Source organism: Actinokineospora sp. PR83 (genome assembly GCF_021056305.1).
Lineage (GTDB): Bacteria > Actinomycetota > Actinomycetes > Mycobacteriales > Pseudonocardiaceae > Actinokineospora > Actinokineospora spheciospongiae.
Window position 1 is genome coordinate 171661 of sequence record NZ_JAJCXD010000035.1, and the last position, 7504, is coordinate 179164.

6 protein-coding genes and 1 pseudogene are annotated in these 7504 nt (G+C 71.1%); 3 read left to right on the forward strand and 4 right to left on the reverse strand.

Going from position 1 to position 7504, the window contains the following annotated elements:
* Positions 1-5: 5 nt before the first annotated feature.
* The 3 genes from L6E12_RS12485 to L6E12_RS12495 are packed head-to-tail and all read right to left on the reverse strand — an operon-like array spanning position 6 to position 3147.
* The gene (locus L6E12_RS12485; protein WP_236228063.1) at positions 6-908 is read right to left on the reverse strand and encodes a carbohydrate ABC transporter permease; all 903 of its coding nucleotides are present in this window, start codon (positions 906-908) and stop codon (positions 6-8) included.
* Complete coding sequence (locus tag L6E12_RS12490; RefSeq protein ID WP_236228064.1) at positions 895-1842, reverse strand: carbohydrate ABC transporter permease; 948 nt, start codon at positions 1840-1842, stop codon at positions 895-897. Before L6E12_RS12490 ends, L6E12_RS12485 begins: the two co-directional genes overlap by 14 nt.
* Before the next feature lie 24 nt (positions 1843-1866).
* Positions 1867-3147, reverse strand: a complete 1281-nt coding sequence (locus L6E12_RS12495; RefSeq protein WP_236228065.1) for an ABC transporter substrate-binding protein — start codon at positions 3145-3147, stop codon at positions 1867-1869.
* 195 nt (positions 3148-3342) lie between these two features.
* Between L6E12_RS12495 and L6E12_RS12500 the strand changes: the two genes are divergently transcribed.
* Both L6E12_RS12500 and L6E12_RS12505 read left to right on the forward strand, forming a co-directional pair.
* Positions 3343-4503 (forward strand): ROK family transcriptional regulator, encoded by a 1161-nt coding sequence (locus L6E12_RS12500; RefSeq protein WP_236228066.1) that lies wholly within the window; start codon positions 3343-3345, stop codon positions 4501-4503.
* Positions 4504-4938: 435 nt separating this feature from the next.
* Entirely contained in the window at positions 4939-6132 is a 1194-nt protein-coding gene (locus L6E12_RS12505; RefSeq protein ID WP_236228067.1) for a serine hydrolase domain-containing protein, read from the forward strand.
* Between the two features lie 88 nt (positions 6133-6220).
* On the opposite strand, the gene L6E12_RS12510 is transcribed toward L6E12_RS12505, so the two are convergent.
* Complete coding sequence (locus L6E12_RS12510) at positions 6221-7078, reverse strand: alpha/beta fold hydrolase (RefSeq protein WP_236228068.1); 858 nt, start codon at positions 7076-7078, stop codon at positions 6221-6223.
* 108 nt (positions 7079-7186) lie between these two features.
* Here L6E12_RS12510 and L6E12_RS12515 point away from each other — a divergent pair.
* Positions 7187-7504 (forward strand): annotated as a pseudogene (locus L6E12_RS12515) (GyrI-like domain-containing protein); the annotation flags it as partial.

A 7504-nucleotide genomic window follows, 5' to 3' on the forward strand; every position in this document is an offset into this window, starting at 1 on the left:
AGGGGTTATTTGACCGCACCGAGGTTCACGCCGCGCATGAGCGTGCGTTGGAAGATCAGGAAGAACACCAGGGCGGGCAGGATGCCCGCCAGCGACGCGGCGGCCAGGGCCGTGGGGTCGCTGGTGTACTGGCCGCTCAGGGCGCCGAGCGCGACCGAGACGGTCTGGTTGTCCGCCGAGGGCAGCAGGACCAGCGGCAGGAAGAAGTCGTTCCAGGTCCAGATGAAGAAGAACGTCATCAGCACCGCCATCGTCGACTTGGTCAGCGGCAGGACGACCAGGCGCAGCACCTGGAACCGGCTGGCGCCGTCGAGCCGCGCGGCCTCCAGGATCTCCGGGGGGAAGGTGCCGAGCACCGAGGACAGCATGTAGGTGCCGAACGCGCTCTGGAGCACGGCCAGGATGATGACGACTCCGGTCGTGGTGTCGTAGAGCCCGAGGTCCCGGGTGAGCACGAACAGCGGGTAGACCAGCGCCTCCTGCGGGATCGTGAACGCCAGCATGAACAGGGCCAGGATCCACACCCGCCCGCGGATGCGGCCGATGCCGATGGCGAAGGCCGACAGCAGGCTCAGCGCCACCGCGATCAGGGCCACGCTGCCGCTGATCACGACGCTGTTGAGCAGCTTCCGGTTGAAGTCGACCCCGTCCCAGAAGTCGGCCAGGGCGGAGAAGTCCAGCTCGGTGGGCAGCGAGACCGGGCCGTTGGCCAGGTAGTCCGGCGCGGGCTTGAACGCGTTGATCACCGCGATCCAGAACGGGAACAGCATCAGCAGCCCCACCCCGGCGACCAGGGCGAGCACCACCCAGCCGCTGACCCCGCGCTTGCGGCGCTTGACCCGACGCGGCCGCGGTCCGGGTGGGGCCCCCGCGCTCACGGCCCGCTTCCGCGGGCTATCGACGGTCATCTTCGAACCCTTCGGAGTTGCGGGCCTGGTAGCGCAGCAACGCGACCGCGACGACCGAGATCATCACCGCCAGCACGGACGCCACCGCGGCGCCGTAGCCGACCTTGGTGGTGGTGAAGAAGTTGGAGAACGAGAAGTAGGCGGGCACGATCGTGCTGGTGCCCGGACCGCCGCGGGTGAGCACGTAGATCGGCGCGAACACCTTCAGGGCCGCGACCGAGGTGGTGATCAGCACGACCGCGATCTCCGGGCGCAACTGGTTGACCGTGATGGCGCGGAACTGCTGCCACCAGCTCGCGCCGTCGAGCTCCGCGGCTTCGTACAGCGCCGGGTCGACCCGGGACAGCCCGGCCATGAACACCACCACGGTGTAGCCGATCTGGAGCCAGACCAGCACGTTCATCACCGCGTAGATGGCCAGGTCGGAGTCGCCGAGCCAGTTGCGCGCCAGGCCGTCGAGGCCGAGGTCGCGCAGGGTGGTGTTGATGATCCCGTACTGCGGTTGGTACATCCACTTCCACAGCACGCCCGCGACCGCGATCGGCAGGATCTGCGGCAGGTAGTAGGTGGCGCGCAGGAAGCTCGCCACCCTCGACCCGAACTTCGGCGAGATGTAGTTGAACAGCACGGCCGCGACCAGGACACCGATGGCCGTCGGGAGGACCGCCATGGCCACGATGAACGCCACGCTGTGCCGGAACGAAGCCCAGAACAGCGGGTCGCCCAGCAACCGCTGGTAGTTGTCGAACCCGATGAACTCCGGGTCGCCGACGCCGCGGAAGGAGGTGAGGCTGTACCAGAGGTTCATCCCGAACGGCACGGCGACGACGGCGAGGAACCCGATCGCGCCCGGCAGGATGTACCACCAGTAGCCGCTGCGGCGTTCGGACGCCCCGTTGCGCCTGCGACGTGGCGCGGTGGTGTGCGTGGACATGGCGATCCTCTCGGCCCGGCCGGTCTAGGTGGTCGGCTTGCCCGCGTCGTAGGCGGTCCTGATCGCCTCGACCACCTGCTGCGGGCTCGCGTCACCGCCGACGAGGTCGGTGGTCTTGGCCAGCAGCACGTCGTTGAGCCCGGCCACCGGGAAGTCCGGGTACAGGCCCAGCTCGCCCTTGGCGCCGGACAGCAGCCCGGCGAACTGGTCGCCGAGCAGCTTCCCCAGCGCCGAATCGGTCGCACCGGGCTCGGACACGACCGGCACCCCGCCCTTGGCGGCCAGGAGGTTCTGCACCTCGGGTCGCTGGGTGGTCTCCAGGAAGTCGTAGGCGAGGTCCTTGTTCTTCGCCTTCGCGGGCACGACCCACAGGTTGCCGCCCGAGCCGGGGTGCAGCCTGTTGCCGGGGAAGAGGAACTGCCCGGGCTTGAACGCGGGCTGCGCGGCGAACTGCCCGGCCCACCAGGTGCCGGAGACGAACATCGGGTACTGGCCCGCGATGAACGCGTTGCCCGCGTCCTGGGCGGGGATGCCGGTCGAGTCGGCGCTGATGTACCCGCGCTCGACCCACTGGCGCATGGTGGTGGCGGCCTTCTCCCAGGCCGACCAGTCCACCCCGCCCTCGAACCGCTGGTAGGCGGCCAGCGACCTGTCGTCCATGTGCGCCAGGGCCAGTGAGTACAGCAGGTGCGGGCCGGGGTAGTCGGCCGAGCCGAGGGCGAGGGGCGTGACGCCCTTGTCGGCGAAGGTCTTCAGCGCGTTCTCGAACTCGGCCGCGGTCGTCGGCACCCCGACGCCGTGCTGGGCGAAGAGGTCCTGGTTGTACCAGACGCCGACGTACTCGCCGTAGTTCGTGATGCCGTACCGCTTGCCCGAGCCCATCAGCCCGTTGTCGTCGTAGAGCCCGACCTCCTGGGCGGTGTTGTCGAGCTTCCAGCCGCGGGTCGCGGCGACCTCGGTCAGGTCGGTGAGCAGGCCCGCCCTGGCCACGACGCCCGCGGTGGCGTTGCCCTTGAGGTATTCCAGCACGTCGGGGGTGTCGTTGGAGTCGAGGATGAGCTGGCCGGACTGCTGCATCTGCTCGTAGGTCTTGAGCTCCTGCTCGACCGTGACGCCGGGGTGCTCCTTCTCGAAGATCGACACGGCCTGCTTCCAGGCGGCCGACAGCGCGCTGTCGTCGGTCTCCCACCACCACACCTTGAGCGTGTCGGAGCCCCCGGGGTCACCTCCGCTCGAACACCCGGTCATCACCAGGGCCAGGGCGGTGGCCATCGCGGTGACCAGTCGAAGGGGGTGCTTGCGCATGTCGATCCTCCAGAGTCGCGACGTCGTCGTCGCCCAGCTCGGCGGTTTTCTTTGTCGCAACATTAACCGGGAGGTGACTGTAACCCGTCAACCCGCAGCTAGTCACGTTTTAGTTACGCGCACGGTCTTGCCAGTTGGTTTCGTGGCGGTACTATTACCTCTCGGTCACCTCCAACCCCCGACGAGGAGCGCACGGTGCTCGACACCGCATCGCCCTGGGCGCAGCTGCTGCCCTCCGCCCGCCGCGTGACGCTGGAGGTGCTGCTCCACGGCCCACTGGCCCGCTCGGAACTGGCCGACCGCCTGGGCCTGTCGACGGCGAGCCTGACCCGGCTGACCAAGCCGTTGATGGACGTCGGTCTGCTGCGCGAGGTGGAGACACCGAACCCGCGCGGAGGCGGGCGACCGCTGCAACCGCTGGACGTCGACCCGGACGTGCAGCGGTTCATCGGCATCAAGCTCGCGGGCTTCCGCGCCTACGGCGTGCTGACCGACCTGCGGGCGGACATCCTCGACAGCGCCACCGTCGAGATCACCGACCAGAGCCCGGAAGCCGTCGTGGCCCGGATCGCCGAACTGGTCGGGGCGCTGGACGACCGGGCGCGCCCGGTCGCGGCCATCGGCATCGGCATCGGCGCCGTGGTCCGCGACTTCTCCCGCGTGCAGCGCGCGGTGTTCCTGCACTGGGGCGAGGTCGACCTGGGCGCGGCGGTGGCCGAGGCCACCGGCAGGCCCGCGGTGGTGTCCAACGACCTGGACTCCCTGCTGGAGGCCGAGCACTGGTTCGGCGACGGGCGCGACGTGCAGAGCTTCGCCGTGCTCACCATCGGCGCGGGCGTCGGCGGCGGCCTCGTGGTCCACGACCGCCTCGTCAGCGGCCCGGACTCCGGACTGGGCCTGCTCGGGCACTTCCCCGTCGACCCGCTCGGCCCCGCCTGCCCGGAAGGTCACCGCGGTTGCGTGAAGGCCCTGCTCACCACCGACGCGATCCAGTCGCAGGCCGCCCTGACCCTGGGCAGGCCCGTCACCTACGACGAGGTGCTCGACCTCGCCGAGGCCGGGGACCCGGTCGCCGACCAGATCGTCGGCCGGGCCGGGCACGCGTTCGGCACGCTGATCGCGGCCGTCGCCAACATCGCCCAGCCCGAGCGGATCATCCTCACCGGTGAGGGCATCCGCCTCGCCCGGGTCGCCGAGTCGCGCGTCCGGGCGAGCATCGCCCAGGCCCGCCACGCCGAGGCTTCCCCCATCGACCTGCGCTTCATCAACGACGACCCGACGCTCTGGGCCCGCGGCGCCTCCGCCGTGGCCATCCAGCGCACCGTGCTCGCCGCCTCACCACCGCGGACCGCCTGACCCCATCGCACGAGCCCTGTCCGCAGGGGCGGACCTCAGGGTGCGCCACCCGCCCCGTAAGTCGCCAAGGGGTGGAATGGCGGTTGCGACAACGGGTGCGAGTACCCGGCCGATGTACCTGCGTCTGGTCCAGAGGTAGGCGGTCGGCTGCGTCTGGATGACGGGTCGGCCGGTGGTCGGTTTTCTCAGGCCAGGTCGGTGCGGATGCCATGCCTGGTGGCTGACCAGCAGGGCGGTGAAGGTGACGCGCGGGCGACGCCGCGCCCGGTCCACCTCCTGCGCTTCGAGGGTGAAGTCCGGTTCCGCCCGCATCGCCTCGAACAGCAGTCCCAGCACGGCCCGCACGTCGATGACGACGGGTTCCCGCGAATGACCTGTGCCCGGCTCCTGGCAGAGTCCTGGCCCGGAACAGTCGAGAACGGATGGTGATAGCGCGTGCCCGATGTCAGCGGGGAGACCGCACCGGGGTTCGAGGGGGTGCGCGCGGCGTTCGCGGCCAACCTCGACGGCGGGCAGGAGGTCGGCGCCGCGGTGTCGGTGTACCTGCACGGGCGCAAGGTCGTCGACCTGTGGGGCGGGGTGGCCGACCCCGAGACCGGCCGCCCGTGGGAGCGCGACACCCTCCAGGTCGTCTACTCCACCACCAAGGGCATGACCGCCGCCTGTGCGCACCTACTGGCCCAGCGCGGTGAGCTGGACCTCGACGCGCCCGTCGCCGAATACTGGCCGGAGTTCGCGGCCAACGGCAAGGCGCGCATCCCGGTCCGCTGGCTGCTCACCCACCAGGCCGGGCTGTCCGCGCTCGACCGGCCGCTCACCCCGGCCGAGGCGATCGCCGGGGAGCCGGTGGTGGCCGCGCTCGCCGCGCAGCGCCCGGCCTGGGAGCCGGGCACCGCGCACGGCTACCACGGGCACACCCACGGCTGGCTGGTCGGCGAGGTCGTGCGCCGGGTGAGCGGGCGCAGCCTCGGCGCGTTCCTCGCCGAGGAGATCGCCGCGCCACTCGGCCTGGACTTCTGGATCGGGCTGCCGGAGGCCGAGCAGCACCGGGTCAGCCGGGTCCTCATCCCCGAGCTGGACCCGGCGGCCCTGGGCGCGGTCGACCTCGACGCGCTGCCCGAGGCGGTGCGCGACGTCATGGCCGCCTACCTCGACCCGACGTCGTTGACCGCGCGGTCCACGCTGACCGTCATCCAGCCCGCGCTCGACCTCAACGACCCGGCCGTGCGGGCCGCCGAGATGCCCTCGTACAACGGCATCGGCACCGCCCGCGCGCTGGCCCGCTTCTACGCCGCGCTCATCGGCGAGGTCGACGGGCACCGCGTCCTCGAACCCGACACCCTCGCCGCGGCGACCGCGGAACGGGCCGCGGGGGTCGACCTGGTCCTGCGCGTGCCCGTCCGGTTCGCCACCGGCTTCGGCCTCCCCACGCCGGACGCCTTCTGGTACAGCCCGACCGCCTTCGGCTTCTCCGGCCTCGGCGGGTCGCTGGGCTTCGCCGACCCGGCCGCCGGGCTCGCCTTCGGCTACGTCATGAACCACGTCCTGGAGGGTGTCCCGGACCCGCGGGCGGCGAACCTGGTTGCCGCGGTCAACGACGCCGTGGCGGCCCGAGAACCCCACCACTAGGCCGTGTCCTCAAAGCCCGGGGTTTTGCTGGTGTGCCCGGCTGGCGGTTTTCGGGGTGGTCGGCTTTGAGGACACGCCCTAGACCGGCTCACGGCTGAGCGGGCACCGGCTTCGCGCCGTTGTCCACCAGGAACTCGACGAGGACCCCGGCCAACTCCTCCGGCTGGTCCTCGGGGATCAGCGTCGAGGAGTCGGCGATCTCGACCAGCCTCCCCCGCGGCAACAGCTCGGCCAGTCGCGGACCGTGCTCGCGCGGCATCATCGCGTCGCGCTCGGCCCACACCACCAGGGCCGGGCGGTCGAACCGGGCGAGCTGGGCGGTCCACTCCAGCAACACCGGCGCCTCGGGCGTGCCCGCGGCGAACTTGCGCAGGTCCCGGCGGATCGCCGCGCTGCCGGTCGCGGGGGCGAACCACCCGTCGAGGACCTCGTCCGGGACGCCGCGCAAGCTCACGCAGCCGAAGGTCTTCTCACTGTGGCGGAAGAACCGCGTACCGAGCAGCTTCATCATCAGCCACACCCCGCCGGGCAGCGCGGACAGCGCCACCAGCGGCCGGGCGGGCGGCGGCGGGAAGTTGTCGAACGCCTCGCAGGCCACCAGCACCAGCCGGGCCACCCGGTCGGCGCGGCCCTCGCTGACCAGGAACTGCGGGCCGCCCCAGTCGTTCACGACCAGGGTCACGCCGGTGAGGTCGAGCGCGTCGAGGAAGTCGGCCAGGATGTGCGCCTGCCCGCGCTGGGTCAGGTCGGCGTCCGGGCGCATCGGCGTGCGGTGCCCGCCGAGCGGCAGCGTCGGCAGGACGCAGCGGTAGCCCGCCAGGTGCGGGAGGACCTTGCGCCACTGGGTCTCGTTCATCGGGAAGCCGTGGGTGAACACCAGCACCGGCCCGGCGCCCCCGGTGTCCTGGTAGTCGATCCCACCCGCCGAGAGCTCCACACGAGGCACCGCGAATCCTCCAGGGTCTGTGAGGTTGTTTCCGACCCTACTCCGAACTGGCCGGTGCCCGGGTTCCGGGCGACAACTACACTCCGCCCACCGGCAGGGGAGGTCGCGGTGGACAAGTACGACGTCAAGAAGGCGCACAAGGACCTCTACTCCGCGCCGTCGAAGGAGTTCACCGTCGTCGACGTACCCGAGTTCCGGTACGCGGCGGTCGACGGCCGGGGCGACCCGAACACCTCACCCGCGTACGCGAACGCGGTCCAGGCCCTCTACGCGGTGGCGTACACGCTGAAGTTCGCCTGCAGGAAAACCCTCGGTCGGGACTTCGTGGTCGCCCCGCTGGAGGGGTTGTGGCGAGCCGACGACCCCACCGCGTTCCTCGCGCGGCGCAAGGCGGCGTGGGAGTGGACGATGATGATCAGCCAGCCG